The sequence below is a fragment of the Variovorax sp. GW821-FHT09B05 genome (genome assembly GCF_059418265.1).
Genome location: NZ_JBWKPN010000002.1, coordinates 523,541 through 550,137, shown reverse-complemented (window position 1 = coordinate 550,137; position 26,597 = coordinate 523,541). Strand labels below are relative to the sequence as shown.

Annotated in this window: 29 protein-coding genes and 1 tRNA gene; 20 read left to right on the top strand and 10 right to left on the bottom strand. The window is 69.4% G+C overall.

Translation table 11 applies throughout. The features are described 5' to 3' along the window. The first annotated feature begins 105 nt into the window (after positions 1-105). The 13 genes from flgB (at position 106) to AC07RM_RS07430 (ending at position 12,682) form a co-directional block, all read left to right on the top strand. Complete coding sequence (gene flgB, locus AC07RM_RS07490) at positions 106-543, top strand: flagellar basal body rod protein FlgB (RefSeq protein ID WP_495334063.1); 438 nt, start codon at positions 106-108, stop codon at positions 541-543. Positions 544-546: 3 nt separating this feature from the next. After that, positions 547-951, top strand: coding sequence for a flagellar basal body rod protein FlgC (gene flgC / locus AC07RM_RS07485; RefSeq protein WP_057595352.1), 405 nt, complete (start codon positions 547-549; stop codon positions 949-951). A 40-nt stretch (positions 952-991) separates the two neighbouring features. Next, on the top strand, positions 992-1,669 hold the full coding sequence (locus AC07RM_RS07480) for a flagellar hook assembly protein FlgD (protein WP_093341644.1): 678 nt from the start codon (positions 992-994) through the stop codon (positions 1,667-1,669). A gap of 38 nt (positions 1,670-1,707) precedes the next feature. Continuing rightward, a complete protein-coding gene (flgE, locus tag AC07RM_RS07475; RefSeq protein WP_493208372.1) occupies positions 1,708-2,925 on the top strand; it encodes a flagellar hook protein FlgE in 1,218 nt (405 codons plus the stop codon). A gap of 25 nt (positions 2,926-2,950) precedes the next feature. Further along, positions 2,951-3,691 (top strand): flagellar basal-body rod protein FlgF, encoded by a 741-nt coding sequence (gene flgF / locus AC07RM_RS07470; RefSeq protein ID WP_203205894.1) that lies wholly within the window; start codon positions 2,951-2,953, stop codon positions 3,689-3,691. 28 nt (positions 3,692-3,719) lie between these two features. Next, positions 3,720-4,502, top strand: a complete 783-nt coding sequence (gene flgG / locus AC07RM_RS07465) for a flagellar basal-body rod protein FlgG (RefSeq protein WP_057595348.1) — start codon at positions 3,720-3,722, stop codon at positions 4,500-4,502. Continuing rightward, positions 4,499-5,191 carry a flagellar basal body L-ring protein FlgH gene (locus tag AC07RM_RS07460; RefSeq protein WP_495334062.1) on the top strand — a complete coding sequence of 231 codons (693 nt, stop codon included), beginning with the start codon at positions 4,499-4,501 and terminating at the stop codon, positions 5,189-5,191. Before flgG ends, AC07RM_RS07460 begins: the two co-directional genes overlap by 4 nt. A 14-nt stretch (positions 5,192-5,205) precedes the next feature. Continuing rightward, on the top strand, positions 5,206-6,357 hold the full coding sequence (locus AC07RM_RS07455; protein WP_495334061.1) for a flagellar basal body P-ring protein FlgI: 1,152 nt from the start codon (positions 5,206-5,208) through the stop codon (positions 6,355-6,357). Between the two features lie 5 nt (positions 6,358-6,362). Beyond that, positions 6,363-7,217 (top strand): flagellar assembly peptidoglycan hydrolase FlgJ, encoded by an 855-nt coding sequence (gene flgJ / locus AC07RM_RS07450; protein WP_093342427.1) that lies wholly within the window; start codon positions 6,363-6,365, stop codon positions 7,215-7,217. A 21-nt stretch (positions 7,218-7,238) separates the two neighbouring features. After that, positions 7,239-9,122 (top strand): flagellar hook-associated protein FlgK, encoded by a 1,884-nt coding sequence (gene flgK, locus AC07RM_RS07445; RefSeq protein WP_093341639.1) that lies wholly within the window; start codon positions 7,239-7,241, stop codon positions 9,120-9,122. Between the two features lie 20 nt (positions 9,123-9,142). Further along, a complete protein-coding gene (gene flgL, locus AC07RM_RS07440) occupies positions 9,143-10,345 on the top strand; it encodes a flagellar hook-associated protein FlgL (protein ID WP_093341638.1) in 1,203 nt (400 codons plus the stop codon). 44 nt (positions 10,346-10,389) lie between these two features. Next, positions 10,390-11,622, top strand: a complete 1,233-nt coding sequence (locus tag AC07RM_RS07435) for an HDOD domain-containing protein (RefSeq protein WP_296787752.1) — start codon at positions 10,390-10,392, stop codon at positions 11,620-11,622. Positions 11,623-11,815: 193 nt separating this feature from the next. After that, entirely contained in the window at positions 11,816-12,682 is an 867-nt protein-coding gene (locus AC07RM_RS07430) for an EAL domain-containing protein (RefSeq protein WP_256222405.1), read from the top strand. Here the strand turns inward: AC07RM_RS07430 and AC07RM_RS07425 are convergent. The 6 genes from AC07RM_RS07425 to AC07RM_RS07400 are packed head-to-tail and all read right to left on the bottom strand — an operon-like array spanning position 12,679 to position 18,109. Then, positions 12,679-13,461, bottom strand: a complete 783-nt coding sequence (locus tag AC07RM_RS07425; RefSeq protein ID WP_495334060.1) for an SDR family oxidoreductase — start codon at positions 13,459-13,461, stop codon at positions 12,679-12,681. The two genes, AC07RM_RS07430 and AC07RM_RS07425, sit on opposite strands and share 4 nt — an antisense overlap. 18 nt (positions 13,462-13,479) lie before the next feature. Beyond that, positions 13,480-14,067: a cysteine hydrolase family protein gene (locus AC07RM_RS07420; protein ID WP_296787749.1), complete on the bottom strand. Its 588-nt coding sequence runs from the start codon at positions 14,065-14,067 to the stop codon at positions 13,480-13,482. Continuing rightward, positions 14,064-14,558, bottom strand: a complete 495-nt coding sequence (locus tag AC07RM_RS07415) for an aromatic-ring-hydroxylating dioxygenase subunit beta (protein ID WP_495334059.1) — start codon at positions 14,556-14,558, stop codon at positions 14,064-14,066. Before AC07RM_RS07415 ends, AC07RM_RS07420 begins: the two co-directional genes overlap by 4 nt. After that, positions 14,555-15,859, bottom strand: coding sequence for an aromatic ring-hydroxylating dioxygenase subunit alpha (locus AC07RM_RS07410; protein ID WP_093341630.1), 1,305 nt, complete (start codon positions 15,857-15,859; stop codon positions 14,555-14,557). The genes AC07RM_RS07415 and AC07RM_RS07410 overlap by 4 nt, the downstream gene beginning before the upstream one ends. Before the next feature lie 25 nt (positions 15,860-15,884). Continuing rightward, a complete protein-coding gene (locus AC07RM_RS07405; RefSeq protein ID WP_495334058.1) occupies positions 15,885-16,850 on the bottom strand; it encodes a PDR/VanB family oxidoreductase in 966 nt (321 codons plus the stop codon). After that, complete coding sequence (locus AC07RM_RS07400) at positions 16,847-18,109, bottom strand: dienelactone hydrolase family protein (RefSeq protein WP_495334057.1); 1,263 nt, start codon at positions 18,107-18,109, stop codon at positions 16,847-16,849. The genes AC07RM_RS07405 and AC07RM_RS07400 overlap by 4 nt, the downstream gene beginning before the upstream one ends. A 221-nt stretch (positions 18,110-18,330) precedes the next feature. Here AC07RM_RS07400 and AC07RM_RS07395 point away from each other — a divergent pair, with 221 nt between their 5' ends. Next, complete coding sequence (locus tag AC07RM_RS07395; protein WP_256222403.1) at positions 18,331-19,545, top strand: ABC transporter substrate-binding protein; 1,215 nt, start codon at positions 18,331-18,333, stop codon at positions 19,543-19,545. Positions 19,546-19,554: 9 nt separating this feature from the next. Here AC07RM_RS07395 and AC07RM_RS07390 read toward each other — a convergent pair whose 3' ends face one another. Continuing rightward, positions 19,555-20,553: an AraC family transcriptional regulator gene (locus AC07RM_RS07390; protein ID WP_495334056.1), complete on the bottom strand. Its 999-nt coding sequence runs from the start codon at positions 20,551-20,553 to the stop codon at positions 19,555-19,557. A 257-nt stretch (positions 20,554-20,810) separates the two neighbouring features. On the opposite strand from AC07RM_RS07390, the gene AC07RM_RS07385 reads away from it, so the two are divergent. The 3 genes from AC07RM_RS07385 (at position 20,811) to AC07RM_RS07375 (ending at position 22,785) form a co-directional block, all read left to right on the top strand. Further along, complete coding sequence (locus tag AC07RM_RS07385) at positions 20,811-21,443, top strand: YiiG family protein (RefSeq protein ID WP_495334055.1); 633 nt, start codon at positions 20,811-20,813, stop codon at positions 21,441-21,443. Between the two features lie 67 nt (positions 21,444-21,510). After that, entirely contained in the window at positions 21,511-22,437 is a 927-nt protein-coding gene (locus tag AC07RM_RS07380) for a hypothetical protein (protein WP_495334054.1), read from the top strand. Positions 22,438-22,563: 126 nt separating this feature from the next. Then, on the top strand, positions 22,564-22,785 hold the full coding sequence (locus AC07RM_RS07375; protein ID WP_093341623.1) for a hypothetical protein: 222 nt from the start codon (positions 22,564-22,566) through the stop codon (positions 22,783-22,785). A gap of 30 nt (positions 22,786-22,815) precedes the next feature. Here AC07RM_RS07375 and AC07RM_RS07370 read toward each other — a convergent pair whose 3' ends face one another. Next, positions 22,816-23,256, bottom strand: a complete 441-nt coding sequence (locus tag AC07RM_RS07370; protein WP_495334053.1) for a hypothetical protein — start codon at positions 23,254-23,256, stop codon at positions 22,816-22,818. On the opposite strand from AC07RM_RS07370, the gene AC07RM_RS07365 reads away from it, so the two are divergent. From AC07RM_RS07365 to AC07RM_RS07355, 3 genes are all read left to right on the top strand, one after another. Then, on the top strand, positions 23,214-24,371 hold the full coding sequence (locus AC07RM_RS07365) for an alpha/beta hydrolase (protein ID WP_495334052.1): 1,158 nt from the start codon (positions 23,214-23,216) through the stop codon (positions 24,369-24,371). The two genes, AC07RM_RS07370 and AC07RM_RS07365, sit on opposite strands and share 43 nt — an antisense overlap. 112 nt (positions 24,372-24,483) lie before the next feature. Next, the gene (locus AC07RM_RS07360) at positions 24,484-24,714 is read left to right on the top strand and encodes a hypothetical protein (RefSeq protein WP_495334050.1); all 231 of its coding nucleotides are present in this window, start codon (positions 24,484-24,486) and stop codon (positions 24,712-24,714) included. 128 nt (positions 24,715-24,842) lie between these two features. Further along, positions 24,843-25,352, top strand: coding sequence for a hypothetical protein (locus AC07RM_RS07355; protein ID WP_495334048.1), 510 nt, complete (start codon positions 24,843-24,845; stop codon positions 25,350-25,352). 188 nt (positions 25,353-25,540) lie between these two features. Here AC07RM_RS07355 and AC07RM_RS07350 read toward each other — a convergent pair. Both AC07RM_RS07350 and AC07RM_RS07345 read right to left on the bottom strand, forming a co-directional pair. Further along, positions 25,541-25,616, bottom strand: a tRNA-Lys gene (locus tag AC07RM_RS07350). Positions 25,617-25,701: 85 nt separating this feature from the next. Beyond that, entirely contained in the window at positions 25,702-26,490 is a 789-nt protein-coding gene (locus tag AC07RM_RS07345) for a tRNA threonylcarbamoyladenosine dehydratase (protein ID WP_203205877.1), read from the bottom strand. Between the last annotated feature and the right edge of the window lie 107 nt (positions 26,491-26,597).

The window sequence follows — 26,597 nt, the reverse complement described above, 5'->3', positions numbered from 1 at the left end:
TAAGGCCGAAAAAGCCGCCTTTCATCCGCGCTTCCGAAATCGGCGCGGCTCCCACAATTTCCGCACGGGCGCTCACGCCCACACCCTTCGCGAGGACCCTGGCCCATGCTCGACAAACTGACGAACTCACTGGATTTCCAGGCGAAAGCGCTGGTGCTGCGTGCCGACCGCCAGCGCGACATCGCGAGCAACATCGCCAACGCCGACACGCCCGGCTACGCGGCGCGCGACTTCAGCTTCGCCGACGCGATGCGCGAGGCCACGGGCGGCGGCACGCCGCGCGCCGCCTCGGGTGCCAGCGCCGACGGCCGCACCGACGCGCGCCACATCCCGCTGACTTCGGGCGGCGGAACCGGTGGCAGCGGCGCGAGTGGCGCCAGTGGCGGCTATGCGGTCCAGACCCAGCCCTCGCTCGACGGCAATAGCGTCGACCTCGACCGCGAGCGCGCGGCCTTCGCCGACAACGCGGTGCGCTACGAGGCCACGCTGCGCTTCATCAACGGCCAGGGCAAGACGCTGCTCGCGGCCATCCAGGGGCAATAAGCCATGTCGATGTTCTCGATCTTCGGCATCTCCGGCAGCGCGGTCAGCGCGCAGTCGCAGCGCCTGAACGTGGTGGCCAGCAACCTGGCCAATGCCGACGCGGTGGCCGGCCCCGACGGCCAGCCCTACAAGGCGCGCCAGGTGGTGTTCCAGACCGTGGCGCTCGACGGCGAGACCGGCGCCGGCGTGCGCGTGGACTCGGTGACCGAGAACCAGACGCCCGGCCGCAAGGTGCACGAGCCCGCCAACCCGATGGCCGACGCCCAGGGCTACGTGACCCATTCGAACGTGAACGCGGTGGAGGAGATGGTCAACATGATCTCGGCCTCGCGCTCCTACCAGAACAACGTCGAGGTGATGAACACGGCCAAGAACCTGCTGCTCAAGACGCTGCAGATCGGCCAGTGACCGCCACCCCACCGCACACCCTTCTTCCGGACGCCCGCGCATGACCTCCACCGCCGCCACCTCCAACCTCACCGGCACCACCTACGTGCCGAGCTCGAGCGCGGACAGCAAGTCGATCTCCGCCAGCGGCACCGCCGAGGCCCAGGACCGCTTCCTCAAGCTGCTGGTCGCCCAGCTCGCGAACCAGGATCCGATGAATCCGATGGACAACGCGCAGATGACCTCGCAGATCGCGCAGATCAACACGGTCACGGGCATCCAGCAGCTCAACGACACGATGAAGAACATGAACACCCAGATGTCGGCCATGCAGGTGCTGCAGGCCGGCAACCTGGTGGGCCATGGCGTGCTGACCGAAGGCAACCAGCTGGCCTTCGACACCACGGCCAAGACCGCGGTGGGCGCCATCGAGCTGCCGGCCAAGGCCAGCAACGTGAAGATCCAGGTCACCACGGCCGGCGGCCAGGTCATCGACACCGTCTCGCTCGGCGAGCTCGAGGCGGGCCAGCACGGCTTCACGCTCGATTCCTCCACCTACCCGGCCGACACGCCGCTGCAGTTCAAGGTCATCGCCACCAACGGCAGCGAGAAGGTCGATGCCGTGGCGCTCATGCGCGACAAGGTGGTGGCCGTGGGCAGCGACGCCAGCGGCGGCCTCACGCTCACGCTGCTGACCGCGGGCAAGACGCCCTACGCCAACGTGCACGCCGTTCTCTGACAGACACCCCTTCCCATCCAGCACACAGGAGCCACTCCATGAGCTTTCAACAGGCACTCTCGGGTCTCAACGCCGCCAGCCGCAGCCTCGACGTGATCGGCCACAACATCGCCAACGCGGGCACCACCGGCATGAAGTCCTCGCGCGCCGAGTTCGCCGAGATCTACGCCAGCTCGGCCGGCGCCATCGGCGGCACCAACGTGGGCCTGGGCGTGGGCGTGGCCGACGTCTCGCAGCAGTTCTCGCAGGGCTCGCTGTCGATCACCGGCAACGACCTCGACGTGGCCATCAACGGCGGCGGCTTCTTCCAGGTGAAGGCGCCCGACGGCTCCACCGCCTACACCCGCGCCGGCAACTTCAAGCAGGACAAGCAGGGCAACATCATCACCAACAGCGGCGCGCAGGTGATGGGCTATGCCACCGACGCCAACGGCGTGCGCCAGAGCTACGACGCGATCCCGCTGAAGCTGCCCACCGGCGCGCCCATTCCGGCCAAGCAGACCACCAAGATGGCGGCCGAGATCACGCTCGACGCCAGCGCCGTGGTGGCCTCCACCGCCACGCCGCCGACGCCGATCCGCACCTACGGCACCTCGCTGACCGCCTACGACGCCCAGGGCCTCGAGGTGCCGGTCGGCCTGTACTTCCAGAAGACCGCCAACAACAGCTGGAACGTCTACACCAGCGTGAACGGCAGCGACCCCGCGGCCTCCACGCCGTTCCAGCTCAACTTCAACGCCGACGGCAGCCTCAACACCACCACCTCGACGGTGCCGGCGATCACGCTGTCCTCGCCCAACGACCCGACGCGCACCTTCACGGCCTCGCTCGACCTGAGCAACATGACCCAGGTCAACGCGCGCTTCGCGGTGTCGGACCTGACGCAGGACGGCTACACCGCCGGCCAGCTCACCGGCATCAAGATCGAGGACACCGGCGTCATCACCGCCACCTACTCGAACGGCCAGACCCAGGCCGCGGGCCAGGTCGCGCTGGTGAGCTTCCGCAACGCCCAGGGCCTGGCGCCCAGCGGCTCGGGCTACTGGGTCGAGACCGCATCCTCGGGCCAGCCGGTGCGCGGCGCGCCCGGCGAGGGCACCTTCGGCCAGCTGCGCTCGGGCGCGCTGGAGGAATCGAACGTCGACCTCACGGCCGAGCTGGTCAACATGATGAGCACGCAGCGCGCCTACCAGGCCAATGCGCAGACCATCAAGACGCAGGACCAGGTCATGTCCACGCTGATCAACCTGCGCTGATCGAACGCACCGGAAGCGACGCGCGATGGACCGCCTGATCTACACCGCCATGAGCGGCGCGAGCGCCGCAGCGCAGCGCCAGAGCGTGCTCGCCAACAACCTGGCGAATGCCTCGACCCAGGGCTTTCGCGCCGAGCTCTCCACCTTCCGCGCGGTGCCGCTGCGCGGCGACGGCGCCAGCACGCGCGTGTTCGCGATGGAAGCCACCTCGGGCCACGACGACAAGCCCGGCGCGATCCAGCGCACCGGCCGCGCGCTCGACATGGTGGCGCAGGGCCGCAGCTGGTTCGCGGTGCAGGGCCTCGACGGCACCGAGGCCTACACCCGCGCCGGCGCCTTCCAGGTCTCGCCCGAAGGCACGCTGATGACCAGCTCGGGCCTGCCGCTGCTGTCCGACGGCGGCGCGCCGATCGACGTGCCGCCGGGCTCGACGCTGTCGGTGGGCAGCGACGGCACGGTCAGCGCCAAGACCGGCGACCAGCCCTCCTCCACCCTGGGCCGCCTCAAGCTCGCCACGCCAACGGCCGACGACCCGCTGCGCCGCGGCGAGGACGGCCTGTTCCGCACCGCCTCGCAGGAGCCGCTGCCATCGGACGCCACCGCGCGCGTGGAGACCGGCGCGCTCGAGGGCTCGAACGTGAACCCGATCGAGACCATGGTCGGGATGATCGCCGCCGCGCGCCAGTTCGACAGCCAGCTGCGCCTGCTGCAGTCCGCGCAGGACTCCGACAAGTCGGCCGCGCAGCTGCTCAACGTCCAGGGCTGATGCCCATCGCAAGAGAAAGACCCTCGCCATGATCAATTCGCTCTGGATCTCCAAGACCGGCATGGAAGCCCAGCAAACGCAGCTGGACGTGATTTCGCACAACCTCGCCAACGTCTCGACCACGGGCTACAAGCGCGCCAACGCGGTGTTCGAGGACCTGATGTACCAGAACCTGCGCCAGGTCGGCGCCAACAGCACCGAGCAGTCGCAGCTGCCCACCGGCCTGCAGCTGGGCCTGGGCGTGCGCACGGTCGCCACCAGCCGCTCGTTCTCGCAGGGCAGCATGCAGCAGACCAACAACCAGTTCGACCTCGCGATCAAGGGCAACGGCTTCTTCCAGGTCACGCAGCCCGACGGCACCATCGGCTACACGCGCGACGGCTCGTTCCAGGTCGACGCGCAGGGCCGGCTGGTCACCTCCTCGGGCCTGCCGGTGGCCAACGGCATCACGGTGCCCGCCACCGCGACCAGCGTCAGCATCTCGAGCGACGGCACGGTCTCGGCCACGCTGTCGGGCAATGCCACGCCGCAGAACATCGGCTCGCTCGCGATCGTCAATTTCATCAATCCGGCCGGCCTCGAGCCGCTGGGCGAGAACCTCTACGCCGAGACCGCCGCCTCGGGCCAGCCCAACGGCGGCACCGCGGGCACCAACGGCCTGGGCACGGTGATGCAGGGCTTCCTCGAGACCTCGAACGTGAACGTGGTGCAGGAGCTGGTCTCGATGATCCAGACGCAGCGCGCCTACGAGATGAACTCGAAAGCCATCCAGACCAGCGACCAGATGCTGCAGAAGCTGGGGCAGCTGTGAGACTTCCACTGTTCCGCGCGGCCTTCGCCGCCCTCGCCCTCGTCGTGGCCGGCGGCTGCACCACGCTGGCCAACACGCCGCAGGTCGAGATGCCCTCGACCGCGCCGCCGCCCGTGAGCGCCTCGCCGATGGCGGCCGTGCCGCGCCAGGCCACGGGCAGCCTGTTCCGCACCGCGAGCTACCGGCCGCTGTTCGAGGACCGGCGCGCGCGCATGATCGGCGACACGGTGACGATCTCGATCGTCGAGAACGTGAGCGCGAGCCAGAAGTCGACCTCGACCATCGGCAAGACCAGCAGCATCGACACCGGCATCGCGGCCCTGCCCTTCTTCGCCGCCAACTCCTTCGGCCGCGCCAGCGCCAATGCCGAGTCGGCCCACAACTTCGCGGGCAAGGGCGGCACCGAGAGCGCCAACACCTTCCAGGGCTCGATCACGGCGACGGTGATCGACGTGCAGCCCAACGGCCACCTGGTGGTGACCGGCGAGAAGCAGATCGGCGTGAACCAGAACGTGGACGTGCTGCGCTTCTCGGGCACCATCGATCCGCGCTCGATCCAGGCCGGCAGCAACGTGCTGTCGACGCAGGTGGCGAACGTGCGCATCGAGTCGCGCGGCCGCGGCGCGCAGCAGGAATCGCAGGTCATGCCCTGGCTGGGCCGCTTCTTCATGAGCGTGTTGCCGTTCTGAGGATGCACGACGCCATGGCCCGTTCACCGAAGCACCGCCTGCGCCGCCGGCTCGCCGCCTTCTCGTTCGGCGTGGCCGGCATGCTGCTGCTCGCGCTCGGCCCCGCGCAAAAGGCGCATGCGCTGCGCATCAAGGAAGTCGCCGCCGTGCAGGGCGTGCGCAGCAACCAACTCACGGGCTACGGCCTGGTGGTCGGGCTCGACGGCACCGGCGACCAGACCACGCAGATGCCCTACACCACGCAGAGCGTGGCGAACTACCTGCAGCAGCTCGGCATCACGCTGCCCGACAACCGCGCCTCGCAGCTGCAGCTGAAGAACGTGGCGGCGGTGATCGTCACCGCGCAGCTGCCGGCCTTCGCGCAGCCGGGCCAGCAGCTCGACGTCAACGTCTCCTCGATGGGCAATGCCAAGTCGCTCAAGGGCGGCACGCTGGTCGCCACGCCGCTGCGCGGCGCCGACGGCGAGATCTATGCGCTCGCGCAGGGCAACATGGTGGTGGGCGGCGCCGGCGCCTCGGCCGCCGGCAGCAAGGTGCAGATCAACCACCTGAGCGCGGGCCGCGTGCCCAACGGCGCGCAGGTGGAACGCAGCGTGCCCTCGCCGCTGCTCGACGGCGACAGCGTGAACCTCGACCTCAACGCGGTCGACTTCCAGACCGCGCGCCGCGTGGCCCAGGCCATCGACCGCCGGCTCGGCACCGGCACCGCGCGCGCCATGGACGGCCGCACGGTGCAGGTCCGCGCGCCCACCGACGCCAATGCGCGCGTGAACTTCATCGCCGAGCTCGAGGAGCTCACGCTCGAGGCCAGCACGCCCGCGGCCAAGGTGGTGATCAACGCGCGCACCGGCTCGATCGTGCTGAACCAGGCCGTGACGCTCGGCCCCTGCGCCATCGCGCACGGCAATCTGTCGGTCACGATCAGCTCGGCGCCGGTGATCAGCCAGCCCGCGCCGCTGTCGGGCGGACGCACGGTGGTCGCCGAGCAGGCCTCGATCCAGATCAAGCAGGAACCCGGCACCATGATCCAGGTGCCGGCCGCGCCGCTGCTGTCGGACGTGGTGCGCGCCCTCAACTCGCTGGGCGCCACGCCGCAGGACCTGCTCGCGATCCTGCAGGCCATCAAGGCCTCGGGCGCCCTCAACGCGGAACTCGAGGTGATCTGATGTCGATGCAGACCTCGCTGTCCGCGATGTCCATGTCGCCGTCCACCGGCCAGGGGCTGGCGGCCGATGCGCGCTCGCTCGACGCGCTCAAGCTCGCGGCCAACGGCAACGACCCGAAGGCGGTGCGCGAGGCGGCCAAGCAGTTCGAGTCGCTGTTCATGCGCGAGCTGATCAAGAGCATGCGCGAGGCGACCATGAAGTCGGGCCTGCTCGACAGCGACGGCGAGAAGCTCGGCACCGACCTGCTCGACCAGCAGTTCGCGGTGCAGCTCTCGGGCCTGCCCGGCGGCCTCACCGACGCGATCACGCGCCAGCTCACGCAGCAGATGAGCGGCACCGCCAAGGCCCCGACCATCGCGCTGGGCGCCGAGGCCGCGCGCATCAAGCCGGCCGCCAACCAGCGCAGCTTCGTCGAGCAGCACGACGATGCGGCCGAGCGCGTGTCGCGCGAGACCGGCATTCCCGCCAGCTTCATGATCGGCCAGGCCGGCCACGAGACCGGCTGGGGCCGCAGCGAAATCCGCCATCGCGACGGCAGCCCCTCGCACAACCTGTTCGGCATCAAGGCCGGCGGCAGCTGGACCGGCCCCACCGTGGCCGTGACCACCACCGAATACATCGGCGGCGAGCCGCGCAAGGTGACGGCGCGCTTTCGCGCCTACGACTCCTACGAGGAGTCGTTCCGCGACTACGCGCGCCTGATCGGCAACTCGCCGCGCTACGAGAAGGCGCGCGCCAGCGTGAGCTCGGTCAGCGCCTACGCGAGCGAACTGCACCGCGCCGGCTATGCCACCGACCCGGCCTACGCGGCCAAGCTCAGCCGCGCGATCCACACCACGCTGAAGATCCAGCGCACCTGAAGCGCCGAGAAAGATCCCGCCATGAGTCTGCTCAACGTCGGCGCCCGCGCCCTGCTCGCGAACCAGGTCGCGCTGTCGACCACCGGCCACAACATCGCCAACGCCAGCACCGTCGGCTACTCGCGCCAGACCGCCGTGATGGGCCAGGTCGCGGGCCAGTACACCGGCAGCGGCTACATCGGCAAGGGCGTCGAGGTCACGACCATCGAGCGCGCCCACAACGAGTTCCTCACGCGCCAGGCTGCGGCCGCGCAGTCGGTGCAGGCCATGGACGCCACGCGCGCGGCGCGCCTGTCCTCGCTCGAGGACATCTTCAAGGGCGGCAAGACCGGCCTGGGCGCGGCCGTGTCGGACCTGCTCAACGCCTTCTCCGACATCGCGAGCGCACCGACCGACGTGACGGCGCGCAACGTAGTGCTCACGCGCGCCGACGAGATGGCCGCGCGCATGCGCGATGCCCAGACCCGGCTCGACGACCTGCAGAAGGGCGTGAACTCGCAGCTCGGCGACGCAGTGCGCAGCATCAACGGCCTGGCCGCGCGGCTGGCCACGCTCAACGAACAGATCGCGCGCGCCAGCGGCGGCGGCCAGAGCCCGAACGACCTGCTCGACCAGCGCGACCAGCTGCTGCGCGAGCTCAACCAGCAGGTGCAGACCACCACCGTGCAGGCCGACGACGGCTCGCTCAGCGTGTTCGTGGGCAGCCAGGCGCTGGTGCTGGGCAACAAGGCGGCGCAGGTCGCGATGAGCACCGACGACGCCAACCAGAGCAAGCTGACGCTGATGCGCAGCGGCCTCTCGACCACCATCGACGAGGCCACGCTCGGCGGCGGCGCGGTCGCGGGCCTGCTGCGCTTCCAGAACAGCGACCTGGCCGAGGCACGCGACGGCCTGGGCCGCATGGCGCTCACCCTGACGACCGAGATCAATGCCCAGCACCGGCTCGGCGTGGACCTCGACGGCAAGGCCGGCGGCGATTTCTTCAAGCCGATCGCGATCCCCGATGCCATGGGCGCCGCGAGCAACACCGGCAACGCGGTGATCGGCGCCACGGTGTCCAACACCTCGGCGCTCGCGGCCTCGAGCTACCAGGTCAAGTTCGGCGCGGGCGGCAGCATCGAGGTGCAGCGGCTGTCGGACGGCAAGACCACCAGCTTCGCGGGCCCGATGCCGATCGAGATCGACGGCCTCAAGCTCGACCTGAAGTCGGGCAGCGCGGCCGAGGGCGACAGCTTCGTGCTCAAGCCCTATGCCTCGGCCGCCGGCGACATGGCCACCGTGCTGCGCTCGGCGCGCGGGCTGGCCGCGGGCAGCCCGGTCGAGGCGCGCGTGGGCACCGGCAACACCGGCGGCATGGCGGTCGGCAGCCTGGCAGCGACCTCGGCCAATGCCAACCTCAACCAGCCGGTCACGCTGACCTTCAACGGCGCGGGCGGCTTCGACGTCTCGGGCAACGGCACCGGCAACCCGACCAGCGTGCCCTACGTGGCGGGCCAGCCGATCAGCTACAACGGCTGGACCATCGTGCTGTCGGGCACGCCCAAGGCCGGCGACACGATCACCGTGCAGGCCGCCACCACCGCCTACGGCGGCAGCAACGCGGGCAATGCGCAGGCGCTGCTGGCACTGCGCGACAAGACGGTGTTCGACGGCGCCCCCATGACCGACGGCTATGCCGCGCTGATGGCGCAGGTCGGCGTGCGTTCGCAGAGCGCGCAGTACGCGGCCGAGATCTCGGGCTCGATCGCCACCTCGCTCGAGACCGACCGCACCAGCCAGGCCGGCGTGAACCTCGACGAGGAAGCCGCCAAGCTGCTGCAGTACCAGCAGGCCTACCAGGCCTCGTCCAAGATGATCCAGATCGCGCAGAGCATCTTCGATTCGCTGCTGCAGAACATGAACTGACCCGGGAGACAGGAAGAACCATGACAGCCACCCGCCTCGCCAGTGCCACCACCTACGACAACGCGGTGCGCCAGCTCACCACGCGCCAGTCCCAGCTCTCGAAACTGCAGGAACAGCTCAGCGCCAGCAAGAAGGTGCTGCGCCCGAGCGACGACCCGACCGGCGCGGCGCAGGCCGAGCGCGCCATCACGCGCATGGCGCGCGTCAGCACCGACCAGCGCGCGCTGGAACTGCAGCGCAACGCGGTCTCGACCGCCGAGTCGACCCTGGGCAGCGCGACCGCGGCCATGGCCGAGTTCCGCACGCTGGTGGTGAACGCCGGCAATGCCACGCTGTCGGCGGCCGACCGCGCCACCATCGCGCAGCGCCTGACCACGCTGCGCGGTCAGCTGCTCGGCTATGCCAATGCGCAGGACAGCAACGGCCAGTCGCTGTTCGGCGGCCTGGGCAGCACCGCCGCGCCCTTCGTCGACAACGGCAGCGGCGTGCGCTTCGACGGCATCGCGGGCCAGGCCGGCGCCGCCAGCGACACCGCCATCCCCTCGATGCTCGACGGCTACGGCACCTGGATGGACGTGCCCACCGGCAACGGCGTGTTCACCGTGAGCCAGGCAGCCGGCACGCGCAACGTCTACAGCGACGCCGGCAAGGTGGTCGATCCCTCGGCGCTGACCGGCCACGGCTACCGCGTCGCGTTCAGCGTCGCCAACGGCGTGACCACCTACGACGTGATCGACACCACCACGCAGGCCACGCTCAAGTCGGGCCAGCCCTACACCGCGGGCCAGGCGATCGAGTTCGCCGGGATCTCGCTCACGGCCAGCGGCGTGCCGGCCGACGGCAACGCTTTGACCGTCGCGCCCAGCGGCAAGACCAGCCTGTTCGGCGTGCTCGACCAGGCGATCGCGGGCGTGAAGGACGGCAGCAACAGCAGCGGCCAGCTGGCGCAGAACGTGGCGCAGTCGCTGGTGCAGATCGACGCCGCGAGCGCGCGGCTGTCGGCCTCGCGCGGCCGCGCGGGCGACCTGCTGAACCAGGTCGACAGCATCTCCGACCGCCAGTCCTCGCGCAGCCTGCAGCTCGAGGCCGACCGCTCGCGCGCCGAGGACCTCGACACGATCCAGGCGCTGTCCGACTTCAAGACCCAGCAGACCGCCTACTCCGCGGCCCTCGGCTCCTATGCCGAAATCCAGAAACTCTCGCTGTTCAACTTCATCGGCTGAGGTGGCGTGACCGCCCTTTCGTTCTTTCTCTCCTTCTCGTCTTCATGTCTCAATCGGTACTCGGCAGCCTGACCTTCGGCTACCGCCCGTTCTGGAACCGGCCGCGCGCGCTCGCGGGAGTCCAGCTGTTCGTCCACGAGGACCGCCAACGCATCGACGGGCGCCACCTGCTGCGCACGCTGGCCGAGACCTGGAACGCCGATTCGCCGACCTTGCTGCTGTCGATCCAGACGCCCGAGTTCCTGCGCGACATCGCGAGCAATGCCGAGGCAGCCGGGCCGATGCTCGAGATTCCGCTCGGCTGGATGCAGGACGCCGGCCTGCGCCCCGCGGTGCGCGCCGCCGCCCGCCGCGGCGTGCGCATGGTCGCGAGCGGCGTGCCGACCCAGATCCCCGATGCCGAGGCCGCGCCCTGGTTCGAGCGCCGGCTGCTGCGGCTGGCACCGGAAGACGCGATGGACGCGCTGCGCCTGGCGCAGGTGGAACGCGACACCACGGTGTTCGACCGCGGCATGACGCACCCCGGCGAGAGCAGCCCGGTGCGCCCCGACGCGCTGATCGACGGCGTGGCCAGCCGCGCGCTGGCCGAGCATGCGCTCGATCAGCAGAACGCCTGGGCCGTGGCCGGCTGGCCCAGCGAGGACGTGCTGCACGGCTACGGCGGCCAGCCGCTGCCGCCGACGCGGCGCGCCATCGTGCGCGTGATGAATGCGATCGACGCCGAGGAATCGCTCGAGCGCATCGACCAGCTCGTGAGCCGCGAGGCGGCGCTGGTCTATGCGCTGATGCTCTACCTGAACTCGCCCGGCCTGGGCCTGCCGAACCGCGTGGCCTCGCTGCGCCACGGCTTCATGATGATCGGCTTCCAGCGCCTGAGCACCTGGCTGTCGCAGCAGCTGCCGACCGCCAGCGAGGACGCCAACCTGCGCCCGCTCAACACCTCGATGGCGATGCGCGGCCACCTGGTCGCGCAGCTGATGGACGCCGGCATCGAGGACGACCTCAAGCGCGAGGTCTACCTGTGCGGCCTGTTCTCGCAGCTCGACCTGGTGATGGGCGAGCCGCTGCGCACCAGCTTCGGCCGCATCCCGCTGACCGACCGCATCGTGGCCGCGACCATCGCGCAGAACGGCCCCTATGCGCCGGCGCTGCAGCTCGCGACCGCGCTCGAATCGAGCAACCCGACCGCGCTGCGCAACCTGCGCCGCACCCATGCGGTCGATGCCGAGGAAGTCAACCGCGCGCTGCTGCGGATGATCGCCGCGGGCGGCTTCTAGGCGAGCCCTCCTCCATTGGGAGGAGTCCACTCTTTTTTTGCCCGCCGACCCGCTTTTTTCCTCAAGTCTGCCGCCGCCGCGCCGAAAAAGCGGACATGCGGCCCCACGTGGCCGCGCCCAGGAACCGGAGAACAGCATGTCGAGCATCCCGCACCGACTTTTCATCCACGGCCCCCGGGCCTGAAGGCCATCCGTGTCCAGTTCGGCATCGTCGTTGGCCCTCGATCTCAACGCCCGCCCGCCGGGCTACTGCAGCGCCGCGCGCGCGCTGACCATCAACCGCCTCCAGCAGCCGGCCACCCAGGCCAGCAACGATGCCTCGGCGGTGCTCGACTTCGCCGCCAGCTGCCCGGCCTTCACCATGGCCTTCCAGCCCATCGTCGACGTCGACAAGGGCGAGGTCTACGCGCACGAGGCGCTGGTGCGCGGCATCCACGGCGAAGGCGCCGGCCACATCCTCGGGCTGGTGCATGCGCGCCACCGCGTCGAGTTCGACCGCGCCTGCCGCGCCAAGGCGATCGAGCTCGCGGCCGGGCTGCGCATGGCCTCGCGGCTGAGCCTCAACGTGATGCCCAACGACACCGGGCGCCAGGGCGAATGCTTCCAGAGCGCGGTCGAGACCGCCGAGCGCTTCGGCTTTCCGAAGGAGCGGCTGATCTTCGAGGTGACCGAGTCGGAGCGCGTCGAGGACCTGCCGCACCTGGTGAAGGCTTTCGAGATGCACCAGCAGCACGGCTTCTCCTCGGCCATCGACGACTTCGGCGCCGGCTTCGCGGGCTTCGAGCTGTTCGTCGCGCTCAGGCCGCACATCGTCAAGCTCGACATGGAGCTGATCCGCAACATCCACACCGACGGCGTGCGCCGCGCCGTGGTCAAGGGCTTCGTGTCGACCTGCGGCGAACTCGGCATTCACGTGGTGGCCGAGGGCGTGGAGATCATGGAAGAGGTGGTGGCGCTGCGCGAGCTCGGCATCCGGCTGTTCCAGGGCTACCTGTTCGCGCGGCCGGTGGTCGAGACGCTGCCGGCGGTGAACTGGGAGTGGGAGCAGCGCTTCGACTAGCTCGCGAACCAGTCGCGCGCCGAGCGGCCCTGGTCGGGGCCCAGCATCGAGAAGCCGCCATCGACCGGGATGTCGGCGCCGGTCACGAAACGCGCCGCGTCCGAGCACAGGAACAGCACCACCTGCGCCACGTCGTCGCCGTCGCCCGCGCGGCCCAGCGGATGCAGCGGCGCGGCCACGCGGTCGGCCTTGGCGCGGTCGCCGCCGGCCATGCGAGAGAGCGCGTCCGACCAGGTCCAGCCCGGCGACACCGAATTCACGCGGATGCGCCGCGGCGCCAGGGTCGCGGCCTGGTTGCGCGTGAGCTGCAGGATCGCCGCCTTGGCCGCGGGATAGAGCGCGCGGTCGGCCGTGCCGAACTTGCCGCCCACGCTGCCCATGTTGACGATGGCGCCGCCCTGCGCGGCCAGCGCCTCGGTCGCCTTGTGCACGAGCAGCGCGCCCGACACCAGGTTGACGTCGAGCGCGCTCAACCACTCGGCGCGCTTCGCACCCATGCCGCCATCGTTGTAGACCACGGCGTTGTTGATCAGGCAGTCGATGCGGCCCTCGATGCGCAGCGCATCGGCCACCAGCGCGTCGAGCGCCTCGTCGTTCGCGATGTCGCAGGCGGCGAAGCGGCAGGCCGCGCCGAGTTCGGCCGCCAGCGCCTGGCCGCGCGCCGCGTCGATGTCGACCGCGACCACCCGCGCGCCAGCCTGCGCCAGCGTGCGCACGATGGCGCTGCCCAGCATCGCGGCCGCGCCGGTGACGATCGCGACCTTGCCTTGCATGTTCATGAGATGTCCTTCATCGGTTCAGGGGCCCATCTGGGCGAGTGCGTCCTCGACGCCGATCACCTGCGCGAGCATCGAGAGATTCTCCAGGCTCGCGGCATGCAGGTGCGGCTGCGCCGTGTTGCAGGCGTCGGCCACCACGGCCACGTCGTAGCCCAGGTCGCTCGCATGGCGCGCGCCGTGCTCGACCACGTGGTTGGTCGCGATGCCCGCCACGTAGAGCCGGTCGGCGCCGGTGGCGCGCACCGCTCGCTCGAGCCCGCTGGCCCAGAAGGGGTTGTTGCGCTTGTGCGTGACCACGGCCTCGCCCGGCAGCGGTGCGAGCTCGTCGTAGAACTCCGCGCCCCAGCTGCCCTCCTGCACCGCGCCGCTCTGCGCCACACGCCGGAACAACGTGCAGTTGTCGAGGCAGTCGACGTAGCCGGGCGCGAAGGCGATGCGCACGAAGATCACCGGCACGCCCGCGGCGCGCGCCCCCGCGATCAGCCGGCCGGCCGAGGCGATCAGGCGCGGGCGCGCCGGATCGTCGGCCGCGACGCCCACGCGCACCTTGCCGTCGGCGTGCAGCACGTCGTTCTGGTAGTGCATCGCGAGCAGCGCGGCCTTCACACGAACACCTGCAGCGCTTCGTGCGCGGCGTCGCAGTTGACCAGCTCGACGCGCTTGAGGTGGATGCGCAGCTCGCCCTCGTGCCGGCGCAGCGTGTGCAGCACGCTGCCGCCGAACATGCGCTGCTCGGTCTTGCGCCATTCGAGCAGCACGAAGGTGGAGCGCACGGTGCAGCCGCCGTTCTCACCCTCCTCGCGCACCTCGATGCCGATGTTGCCCACCACGTGCACCGTGCGCGTGGGCGGCTGCTGCGAATAGGCGCGCGCCTGCTCGAGCCGGCGTGCGCGCATCGAGCGCAGCAGCGCGTCCTCGCAGAACAGGGAGGCATGGTTGAGATGGTCGGCCTGGCCGTGCACCAGCGGCACCCAGTACAGGCCGTCGGGCGTGAACAGGCGCTGCCATTCGTCCCAGCGGTGCTCGTCGAGCAGTCGCGCCTCGTGGTGCAGGAACTGCGTGATCTCCTGCTGTTCGTTCCAGTCGAGGAAGTTCATGCGGCGCTCCCGGTGTCCACGCCCATGTACTTGGCCCAGGCGCCGAACATGTTGCGCGCCGGCATCTCGCTGTTGCCGTTGGAGGCGCGCCCGCCCGGCAGCGGCTGGTCGCGTCCCACGGCGCGATGCATGCTGACCCAGTCGCCGCCGTCCGAACCCAGGCCCTCCTGCACCCGGTTGTAGGCCTCGAGGTCGTCGGGCATCACGTTCGACGAGGGCGAGTTGACGATGTTGGTGTACTTGAGCGTGCGCTGGAAGGTGGCCTCGGGCGCGCCCTTGAGCCGGAAGCTGAAGATCTCGACCAGCGTGCGGTCGACCGACAGCGGCCGGATCACGCGGATCTGCTGGAACGAGGTGTGGGGCGAGCAGCTCGGGTAGACGATGGTGTTGTGGCGGTTCACGCGCAGGATCTGGTCGGCGCGCTCGGCGCCCTGCGCCGCCTCGAGCGCGGCCACGTAGGCCAGGCTCACCGGGTCGGTCGGCGGCACGAAGATGCCTTCCATGAAGCCGTGGCCGTTGTCGTAGCCCTTGAGCTCGAGCTTCTCCCAGAACTCGAGCGGCTCGCCGTTGCCGTCGACGATCACCACCTCGAAGGGTTTTTGCGTGCCGGCGGGCATGGCCTCGAACTCCTCCTTGGCCGCGCGCCACGACGACTCGTGCGTGGCCACCGCATGGATGGTGTCGTGCAGGTTCTCGAAGAAGATCTTCCAGTTGTTGCGCTGGATCACGCGCTGCACGCCGCCGGCCACCTCGACCTCGCCCTCGGGCGCGCGGTCGCAGAAGTTGTCGAGCGAGGTGGCGACGCCGCCGAGGAACTCCTTGAGCTCGGGGCCTTCCTTCGACAGGCTCGCGAACACGAAGCCGCGGTGCGTGGCGACGCGCGCCACGTTGCGCACGCCGTACTGCGGGTCCTTGAGGTCGAGCCCCGTGTCCTCGTAGCCGCTGCGCAGCGGCACCGACAGCAGGCTGCCGTCGCACTTGAAGGTCCAGCCGTGGTAGAGGCAGCGCAGGAACTTGCCGGCGCTGCCGCTGCCGTCGGGCACGATCTTGGCGCCCTTGTGCGGGCAGCGGTTGAACATCACGTGGATCTGGCCGTCGGTGTGGCGCACCATCACCACGGGCTCGCGGCCGAGCCGGGTGGTGAAGTAGTCGCCGGGCTTGGGCACCTGGCTCTCGTGGCCGACGTAGAGCCAGGCCTGGCCGAACACGCGGTCCATCTCGAGCTCGAAGATCGCGGGGTCGGTGTAGACGCGCTTGTGGACGCGGTCGGGCTGCACGAGGGATTGCAGGTCGATGGTCATGGATGGGTCTCCTGGAATCGTGGGATCAGATGTCGAGCACCAGCTGCGGCGTCCTGGCGCGCGACACGCAGGTGCAGATGGTGCGCCCGTCGGCTTTCTCGCGCGGGCTCAGGTTGTGGTCGCGGTGGTCGGGCACGCCCTCGACCACGTCGACGGCGCACACGCCGCAGTCGCCCTGGCGGCAATCGTAGAGCGGGTCGAGCCCCGCGGCGATCAGCACGTCGAGCAGGCTCTGGCCCGGCGGCACCGTCAGCACATGGCCCGAGCGCAGCGTGCGCACCTCGAAGGCCGCGTCGCCAGCCTGCGCGAGCGCGCCCGCGAACAGCTCGAAGTGCACGTGGTCGTCGGCCCAGCCCTGGGCACGCGCGGTGTCGACCACGGCCTGCACCAGGCCGCGCGGGCCGCACACATGCAGATGACGCCCGGGCACCGGCACGGCCAGCAGCGCGCGCAGGTCGAGGCCGCGCGCGGGATCGCCGCCGTCGTGCGCCATGCGGCCGCCGAGCGCGCGCACCTCGTCGAGGTAGGCCGTGGCCTCGGGGCTGCGCGTGGCGTAGTGGAACTCGAAGGCGTGGCCCTGGGCCGCGAGCGCGCGCGCCATGCACAGCAGCGGCGTGATGCCGATGCCGCCCGCGATCAGCAGCGGCGCGGCCTCGCCCTGGCGCAGCGCGAAGTCGTTGCGCGGGGCCTGCGCGAGCACCCGCGCGCCCTCGGACAGGCCATGCATCCAGGCCGAGCCGCCCGCGCCGTCGGGCTCGTGCAGCACGGCGATCTCGTAGCGGTCCGAATCGTCATGTGGCCGCGCGAGCGAATAGGCGCGCTGGCCGGCCTGCCCGTTGGGTTGCATCACCTGCACGCCCAGGTGCGCGCCGGGTTCGAACGGCGGCAGCGCCTCGCCGTTCGCGCTGCGCAGCACGAAGGCCTTGATGGCCGGCGTGAGCGCGCTGACCGAGGCCACCACCAGCTCGAGCATGGAAGGCGCGGTGCTCATCCGAGCGGCAGCGCGGGGTCGGCGATGGTCAGCGCGGTGGACTTGGCCCAGCGCGGCATCAGCGTGTTCGACGCCAGCGTCTCGTCGACCAGCTTGCGCGCGGTCTCCACGCCGGCCACCGGCAGGCCCTTCGGGTCGAGCAGGCCGATCTGCGCGAGCACGCTGGCCTGGTCCCAGTAGATGTGCTCGTGGTAGAGCTTGTCGCCGCGGAACTTGACGATGGCCACCAGCGGGATCTCCACCGGCCGGCCCGTGGGCGCGATGCCCGGCAGCATCCAGTCGATCTCGACCGTGTGGGTGAAGCAGAACAGCATCTCGTCGACGATCTGCGTGGCGCCCACGGTGCGCGAGATCGGCGTGAGCCGCGTATCGGGCGGCGTGGTGGGAATGAAGTGGTGCTTGTAGAAGCGCGACAGCTCCTTCGCGCCCACGCCGCCGGTCATGGTGGGGATGTGGTTGACGTAGGGCTCGGCGACCATGGTGCCCATGGTGGCGACCACGTCGCGCGTGGCGAACTCGTACTCGCAGTGCTTGTCCCACAGCGCCGACAGGTCGTAGACCGGGCCGATCGCCTCCTTGAACAGCGCCATGGAACGCTGGTGCGCCATCAGCGTCGAGGGCTTGTCGAAGTGGTCGCCGCCGGTGCGCGCGAAGGCATGGTCGACGCCGGGGTAGACGTACATCTGCGCGCCGGGCCGGCCCGCGAAGGCCTCGAGCACCTGGGCGCGCGCCTCGGGCGGGCAGAACTTGTCGAGCTCGGCGAAGTGCAGCGCGATCGGGCACGCGATCTTCGGCACCAGTTCGAGCGCGCCCTCGATGCCGACGCCGTAGTAGCCGACCGCCGCGTCCACGCCCGAATGCGCGGCCGCGAGGTAGGCCAGCTTGCCGCCGAGGCAGAAGCCCAGCGCGCCGACCTTGCCGGTGCAGGCCGGGTGCGCGCGCAGCGCCTGCACGCTGGCGGTCACGTCGGCGATGCCGGCCTCGATGTCGAACTGCTGGAAGAAGCCGAAGGCGCGCTGCCAGTCCTCGGGCGAGTAGCCGAGCTCGACGCCGGGCTCCATGCGCCAGAACAGGTCGGGCGCGAGCACCACGTAGCCTTCCTCGGCATACAGGTCGGCCACCTCGCGCACGTAGTCGTTGATGCCGAAGATCTCCTGGCACAGCACGATGCCGGGGCCGCGGCCCGAGGCCGGCAGGGCCAGGTAGCCGCGGAAGCTCTGCGCGCCGTCGCCGGCCGGGATGTCGATGTAGTGGCTCATCGGGGGTGTCTCTTTCGAAGGGGTGGATCGTCGTGGCGGCGATTCTGGCGAGCGCCCGCGCGGGCTGTCTGTCCATTTCCGGCAGCCGGCGGCGCTGCAGGAAATGGATAGCCGCGCCGAGGGGCGCTGCCCAGACTCCGGCTTGCGTACATTTCCCTGACGCTTTTTCCATCCAGCCTTGCCACCCATGTTCGGCGGACCACCGCCAGAGGAGTTCCTTCATGCCGTACAGACGCCAGCGCACGACCACCGCCGCCGTGCCCTCGGTCATCGCCCTCGCCGCCTTCGCCGCGGTGCTCGCCGTGTCGCCGCAGGTGCGCGCGCAGACCGTCAAGGTCGGCCTCGCGATGGACCTGTCGGGCCCCTTCGCCGTCGGCGGCGCCGAGTCGAAGGCCGGCTTCGCGGTCGCGATCAAGCAGCTGGGCGGCAAGCTCGGCGGCGTGCCGGTCGAGTTCGTCGAGGCCGACACCGCGGGCAACCCCGAGACCGCGCGCCAGGTGGTCGAGCGCATGCTGATGCGCGACAAGATCGACCTGTTCACCGGGCCGGTCGGCTCCTCGGTGGCGCTGGCGGTGGCGCCGCCGCTGTTCGCGGCCAAGGTGCCCTACCTGTCGAGCAACACCGGGCCGAGCGACCTCTCGGGCGCGCGCTGCAATCCCTACTTCTTCGGCGCCTCGTATCCCAACGATGCGTACCACGAGGCGGCCGGCAAGTTCGCGGGCGACAAGGGCTTCAAGAAGGTGGCGCTGATCGCGCCCAGCTACCCGGGCGGCAAGGACGCCATCACCGGCTTCAAGCGCACCTACAAGGGCGGCACGGGCGACGAGCTCTACACCAAGCTGGGCCAGCTCGACTACTCGGCCGAGCTCGCGCAGATCCGCGCCTCGAAGCCCGACGCGCTCTACTTCTTCCTGCCAGGCGCGATGGGCGTGGCCTTCATCAAGCAGTTCGTGGGCGCGGGCCTGTCGAAGGACGTGGCGCTGATCTCCACCGCCTTCTCGGCCGACGAGGACATGATCCCCGCGGTCGGCGAGCCGATGCTCGGGCTGTTCAACACCGCGCACTGGTCCTTCGACCTCGACAACCCGGCCAACCAGCGCTTCGTGGCCGCGTTCCGGCAGCAGAACAACGGCCGCAATCCCTCGTTCTACGCGGGCCAGGCCTACGACGTGCTGATGGCGATGGACGCGGCGGTGCGCGACGTCGGCGGCAAGGTGGCCGACAAGCCCGCGCTGCTGAAGGCGATCAAGGCCGCCAACTACAAGTCGGTGCGCGGCGACTTCCGCTATGGCGCCAACAACTTCCCGGTGCAGAACTACTACCTGCGCGTGATCGCCAAGGACGGCAGCGGCCGCATCGCCAACAAGGTGATCGGCACCGTGCTGACGAACTACCAGGACACGACCGCGGCGCAGTGCGCGATGAAGTCGTCCTGATCCCGTGCCTCAATGCCGCGCGGTCTCGCGCGGCAGGTGGCCGAAGCGCTCGCGGTAGCAGGCCGCGAAGCGGCTCAGGTGCGAGAAGCCGCAGTTGAGCGCCACCTCGGTCACGCTGGCGCCGTCGTGGCGCGCGAGCTGCGCGTGGGCGGCATCGAGCCGCATGTTGCGCAGCACCTCGCCGGGCGAGAGCTCGCGGTAGCGCCGGAACAGCAGCGCCAGCCCGCGCCGCGTGAGGCCGGCGGCGCGTGCCACGTCCTCGAGCGACAGCGGCGTGTCGAGCCGCTCCTGCATGAACTCCTCGGCGCGCCGCAGCTGGCGCAGGCTCGCGGCCTCCGAGCCATGCCGCGCCTCGTCGTGCCGCTCGCGCACCGAGTTCGGCCGGTGGCACAGCAGGTAGAGCATCAGGTTGTCCTCGCAGTGCGAGAGCCAGCGCGCGTCGTAGCCGGCATCGCCTGCCGCGGGCAGCAGCGAGGCGAGGCTGGCCACCATGCGGCGCCATTGCGTGCCCGCCGTGTCGTCGAGCCGGAACGGCATCTCGAAGTCGATCTCGCCCACCGCATCGGCGCCGCGCAGCGGGAAGGCATGGCGCGCCACCTCCTGCAGCCGGCTCAGCTCGATCTTGAGCATCAGCTGTTCGCAGTCGGCATGCCAGCGCAGCCGCACCGGCTTGTGGGCCGAGATCACCGCGCCCTGCCCCGGATGGATCTGCAGGCTGCCGCCCGCGTGATGGATGTCGGCGTGGCCGCGCAACGGCATCTGCACCAGCACGAAGTTGCCGAGCGCATCGGGCTCGATGTCCACGTCGCAGCCATAGCGCAGGATGCACAGCGAGAGTGCGCTGAGCTCGGCGCGGCAGAAGATCGCATCGACGTCGCCGCGATGCCAGACGCTGCGGTGCGGCTTCAGCTCGCAGGCGATGCGCGCATGGGTTTCGTCCGCCGCGCGGGAACGGAAGACCTCGCGCCCGTACAGCGGCGAGAGTTGCTGGCTCGACCATGCTTCCACGGACACTCCTGCGATTTCAAGGTGGGGAACCGAACGCTTGTTGCGTCTTGTGCGGCGGCGAATCTACGTGCAAACGCCGCGGGCCGCCATGGCGGTTGCCCTGAGGCGATGCACACGGAGGTATTCGCGCAGCAAGAAACCTGCCCGCGAGGCCTGAAGCGCAAAGCAGCGGACGTTGCGATTGCTTGCATGTCGCGCGGCCGTTCTGGCCGAGGGCGTGGCTATCATCCGCGCCCTTCGGGAGAGAAAAGACGCCCATGAGCGAACGAGAAAGAGGGAGGGTGGCGCATGCGCGCCTGCTGCTGCCGGGCCTGTGCTGCGCCCTGCTCGCGGCCTGCGGTCCGAGCGACCGCACTGCGACGGCGCCTTCGAACGCGGCTCCCCCGGCCCTGGCCCGCCCCACACTCGACAGGCTGCAGGCCACCACCCGCGGCGCCTACGGCACGGCCTACTACCGGCTCGTCGCCGACAACCGCAGCGTGGCCGCGAAGTACCGCAGCTACCTGCGCATGAACGTGCCCGGCACGGCGCCGAACGCGAGCGCCTTCCATGGCAGTCCCTCCGAGCTGCATCCCATCCTCTCGGACCTCGAGGCCGCGCGCATCGACGGCTCGGGCGACGCGGCACTCGACGCCGCCGTGGACGGCGTGCTGGCGGCCGGCGACAGGCTGGTCGACGTCTGGACGCCGCTCGACGCCTATTACGCGTCCAAGGGCTTCCTCGAGGACCACTGGGCCCGGGCCCGCGCTGCCGACGACGACATGCGCCGCGCCTTCATCGGCCTGCTCGAACGCATCGACACGCTCGGCACCGAGCTCGACCGCGTGCAGGATGCGCTGCATGCCCAGCGCACGGCCCGGCTCAAGGGCCAGGGTGGCCTGGTCCGATGACGGGCGCCTCCCTGCCCCCTTCCCACACAATGCACGGCCGTCCAGCGTGCCCTCCGGAGATCGTCGAATGAGGAAATCGACCGCCATCGTGGTGCTCGCCGCGCTGCTGCAGGCCACCGTGCCGGTGGCGGCCCAGGCCCCGGCCGACCCGGCCGCGCCCAAACAGCAGGAGCAGCAGCCTTCCTATGACCTGCGGATCTCGACCGAGAAGCTGGCGTTCCGGGTGTACGTCAACGACCTGCTGATCCAGGCCTTCCCGACCCGGCGGATCGGCTCGATGAGCATGCCGCTCAACCCCGCGATCCTGCGCAGCGGCCCGCAGAAGCTCACGATCCGCCTGCTGCCCGCGGCCGGGCAGGACCGGCTGCCCGACACGGACGACCTCAAGGTGGAGCTGGTCGTGCGCAGCAAGACCGCGCCGCCGCGCAACACCACGCTCTATGAACTTCCCCCGCTGCGCGACGGCAGGCAGGCGCAGTTCACCGACCCGCAGGGCTTCAGCCAGACCGTGCAGTTCGAGGCCCAGGTGCCCTACAGGCTGGCCGGCTGGGAACGCAGCGTGCCGCTCGATGCCAACGATCCCAAGCTCGAGGCCGAGGTGGTCGAGGCCTACCGCCGGCTGATCGACGACATCGGGAACAGGAAGGGCGAGGCCTTCATCGGCGCGCTGGCCAAGGCCCAGCGGCTGCTCTACCCCACCATCTACCTGTCGGCCAGGGAGGCGCGCGAGCGGGATGCCGAATGGGTGAGCTTCATCGCCAAGGGCACCGGAACCGTCGTGCCGCTCGAGCACCACGCGCTCGAGATCCGCGGCGACGGCAAGCTGGTGCGGCTCAGGCGCACCGACCCGGCCAGCGTCGACGAAGGCGTGGTGCGCATCGCGTACAAGCGGGGGCCGCAGCCCCGGACCATCGTCTACGACATCTACCTGCACCGGCCCGCGCCCGGCGCGAAGCTCGAGCCGATCTGGTATTTCATGACCGACTTCAACTGACGAGACGAGCCCTGAAGGCCGGCCGCTGCCGATGCCGGATCGCCCACGGCGATCGGTAGCAATAAGTTGAGAACCAAGGTACTATTTCCTGGCTTCGCAGGCCTCTCGCGCCTACGCTCGCCACCCATGCACTCAGCCCACATCTCCGTCGACCTCCAGGATGGCTGGAATGGTTCGTTCTTCTGCAGGGAGACGGTGCGCGGCAGCTATTCGGGCGTAGCCCGGATCACCTGGCACGGCATCCCCAAGGGCGACCTCGTCGTGATGCGCCAACCTTCGCTGGAAGCGGCCGTCGAACGCGTGCGGCTGCGCGGTGGCCAGTTCATCAAGGCACGCACCCAGCCCTGAGCCCGTTCCCCTCGTTCGCGCGCGGTCTCCTCAACCGAGGCTCGAGCGCTTGCAGTTGAACACCGTGCCGCTGTCCGCCGCGCGCAGCATGGGCACCTTGCCCACGAAGCTCAGCGTGGCGCTGGTCAGCCGCCATTCGCCGGCCTTGAACAGCTTGAACAGCGTGGTGGTCTCCACCTCGGAGGTCGGGATCGAATTGAACACGTAGACCGGATCGCCGGACGATTCGTCCATGCCGACCAGGTCCGCGCGCATCTTGCCCAGCGTCTCGGTCTCGCGCGTCTTCGATCGCACCACGTCGAGATTGACCGTGCGCGAGAACTCGTCGATCGCGATCCTGCGCACCGCGTTGAACGGCGCATTGCCCGCGGCCGGCCCCGGCGTGCAGACGATGGTGGCGGCCGATGCGGCCGTGCAGGAGGCCGCCAGTGCCAGCAGCAGGCAGGCCGGGCAGCTTCTTCGGATGGTCATGGATCGTCCCTGGTCTGTGGTTCCGGAGGTGGACCACTGTAGCGCGCGGCCATACCCCCGATCTTCGTGCGCCCGCGTCGCTCGCGCCCCTGCCGACTACAACGATCTTCGTAACTTCCATTCGACGACATCTTCTGACCCAATCGCTCTCCACCAATGCGCAAGCCATTGGCCGCGCGATGCCATCCCGCATCGGCGAGCACAAGCAGGATGCCCCGCGCATCCGCAGCACGAGGAGATTCAGCATGCAGGTTCATCGGATGTTCCGCCGATTCACGTTGGCCCTGGCCGCCGCATTCGTGCTCGGCCTCGCCGCCTGTGGCGGGGGTGGCGGCGGAGGCGGTGGTGGGCTGCCGCTGCTTCCGCCGGTGGCCGGTGAACCGCCGCCCGCGCCGCCGCCGTCCAGCACGAGCCGGGTGATCAATGCCACGCTGAAGTCGAATGCGAACGGCGACACCTATCCGATCCAGATCTACCTGCCCGCCGCCTACGATGGCGGGACATCGACCTATCCCGCGATGTACCTGACGGACGGCGATGCGAAATTCAATTTCGGCACGTCGCGCTTCCAGAACTTCGTCGACATCCTCGAGCAGCAGGGCAAGAAGGCCATCGTCGTCGGCATCGGCGGCACCGCCCACCGCAACACCGACTACCTGCCGCCCGGCTCCACGGCGTATCACGACTTCGTCACGCGCGAACTCGTGCCTTACGTCGAATCGAACTACCGCGCCAACCCGGCCAAGCGCATGCTCTCGGGCCTGTCGAACGGCGGCATCTTCGTCGCGAGCGCCTTCTTCATGGAGGGTGCGGGCCAATTCACCTTCCAGTACTTCTTCTCTTCCGAAGGCCCCTTCAACGGCCCGCTGGCCGCGCCGATGGATCAGCTCGAGAAGCAGATGTACGCCAACGCCGGCACCCGCGATGTTCCCGTGACGCTGCTGCTGGCCTATGCCCTCAACAACAGCGGCGGCCCCACGATCACCGCGATGCACGACACCATCGCCAGCCGCAATTACAAGGACCTGAAGCTGAGCCTGAAGGGGTATGCGGGCGGGCACACGCAGATGGATATCCCTTCGCTCGGAGACATCGCGGCGCGGTTCATCGACTAGCTGCACGCGCTTCGGACCTCGCTCCGCGTGCGCCCTTCCTCCTCCTCCCAACGGAGGAGGGATCGAACTCCATGGCAGGCACAGAATCGCGGCCAGCCAGAAGGAGTCATTGATGCTCGAGAACAAGACGCTCGTCACCGCCTGCCTTGCGCGGGTCAGCGCTGGGGCGTGGCCCGAGGTCGAGGGACATCACCTCGAGGTGCTGCAGACGGCGGGGTTGATTGCGGCGGTGGAGACGCCCTCGCTGCAGATACATGCGAGGCCGGCGCGGCGGTTTGCTTATCAGTTGACGCCGGCGGGGAAGGAGTTGCTTTGGCCGCGGAAGAGTCGGCCCGCGACGTGAATCGACCCGGTGGTTCCGGGAGCACCCGGACTTCATCCGCTTGTTGACCATCTGGATCCGGCGGACAAAGGTGGATCCGGCATGCTTATGGGTGTACATCTGGATTCAACCCAGCCATCGAAATCCCCATGAGCATGCACATCTGGAACACGCGAAAACTCAGAGACGATCTGGTCCATGACAGGCTCGATGAAACCGATGGCCTGAAGTACATGCTGGCAGCGGCGCTGCTCTATGTGATCCTGAACTATTCGGCGCTCTGGTTCGGTGGCTACCGAAACTGGACCTTGCTGTTCGAGGCCGCCCTCACCCTCGCCATCAGCTTCGTGGGCACGCACGAAGCATTTGTCGCGAACGGTGCGGCTTCCGGGCGCGACTTCGTTCGTCGCTATTGCGTCATTGCGGTTCCCATCGGATTCAAGGTCCTGGCCCTCAATCTTCTGGTGGCGACCCTCATGCACTTCGGACTGCCGCATGTGCTGACGAACGACACGTTTCGGGATCCGGCTTTCGTTTATCGCCTGCTCGTGTTCGTCGCGTCGCTTGCCTACACCATCATCTACTTCATGCGAATTGCTCATCACATGCGCAAGGTGGCGATGGCGACGTCAATCCTGCCGCAAGAGAGATCGGCCTGAAAGATGCGAGGACGGCTTGCACGTCGACGCGTCGAGTCAAGCGCCATGGCGCGGGCCTGCGGAATGGACGATCCGTGTGGAGGTAGGAAAGAAGCGGATGGTGAGGACACCAAGCAGTGTCTTTCCATCAGTGGAGCCGCCGCAGTCGGCAACGCGTTTCAGACTTCTCATTCGTTGCGAATGAGAAGTGGTAGGACGTACTGGATTCGAACCAGTGACCAACGGATTAAAAGTCCGCTGCTCTACCAACTGAGCTAACGTCCCGAATTCGGTTTCCCTGGGAAGGGAGTTCCTCGTTCTTGTTCTTCTTGGTGCTTCGCCGCTGTGTCAAACGCGGCAAAGCCCGAGATTATAGCGTGGTATTTGCAGCCACCCGATCGAGAACCCACCCCGCCGCGCACTGGCCGAAGGTCGCGGTCACGCTCACCACCGATCCGTAGCCATGGCAGTTGAGCGAACCGTCGCCGCTCTCGATGGCGCACGAAGCATCGGGCGGGGCCACGCTCTCGCGGCTGAAGACACAGGTCACGCCGATCTTGCGACCCTCGCGCGGCGCGCCGTGCGATTTGCGCAGGCGTTGCCGCAGTTGCGCGAGCAGCGGGTCGTGCGTTACCTGCGAGAGGTCGTCGATGTCGACCTTGTGGGCGAGCCGCTTGCCGCCCGCCGCGCCGACGGTGATGAAGTCGGTGCCGCGTGCGACACCTCGCGCCCAGGCGGCCATCGCGAGCTTGGCCTTCACCTGGTCGCAGGCATCGATGACGGCATGCACGGGGCCGTTGGCGGCCTGCGCGGCTTCGAGCAGCGCGGGCCAGTTGTCGGGCTCGACGAACTCGTCGATCGGCAGCACGCGGCACTCGGCGTTGATCTGCGCGATGCGCTCGCGCATGGCCTCGACCTTGGCCTGGCCCACGGTGCTGTCGAGCGCGTGGATCTGGCGATTGATGTTGGACTCGGACACGTGGTCGAGATCGATCAGCGTGAGGCGCCCCACCCCGCTGCGCGCCAGCGCCTCGACGGCCCACGATCCGACGCCGCCGATGCCCACGACGAGCACGTGCGCGTTGCGGATGCGCGCGGCGCCGCTTACGCCATACAGGCGCTCGAGGCCGCCGAAGCGGCGCGCGAAATCGGGCGCCATCGCGTCGTCGCCAGACGCGACAAAACCGGCGGCTGCCTCGGGGGCAGTCGCCGGTTCGGTCGTGGAGACGGGCTCGTGAACGGCGCTCAAGCGGAGGGCTCCGCCGG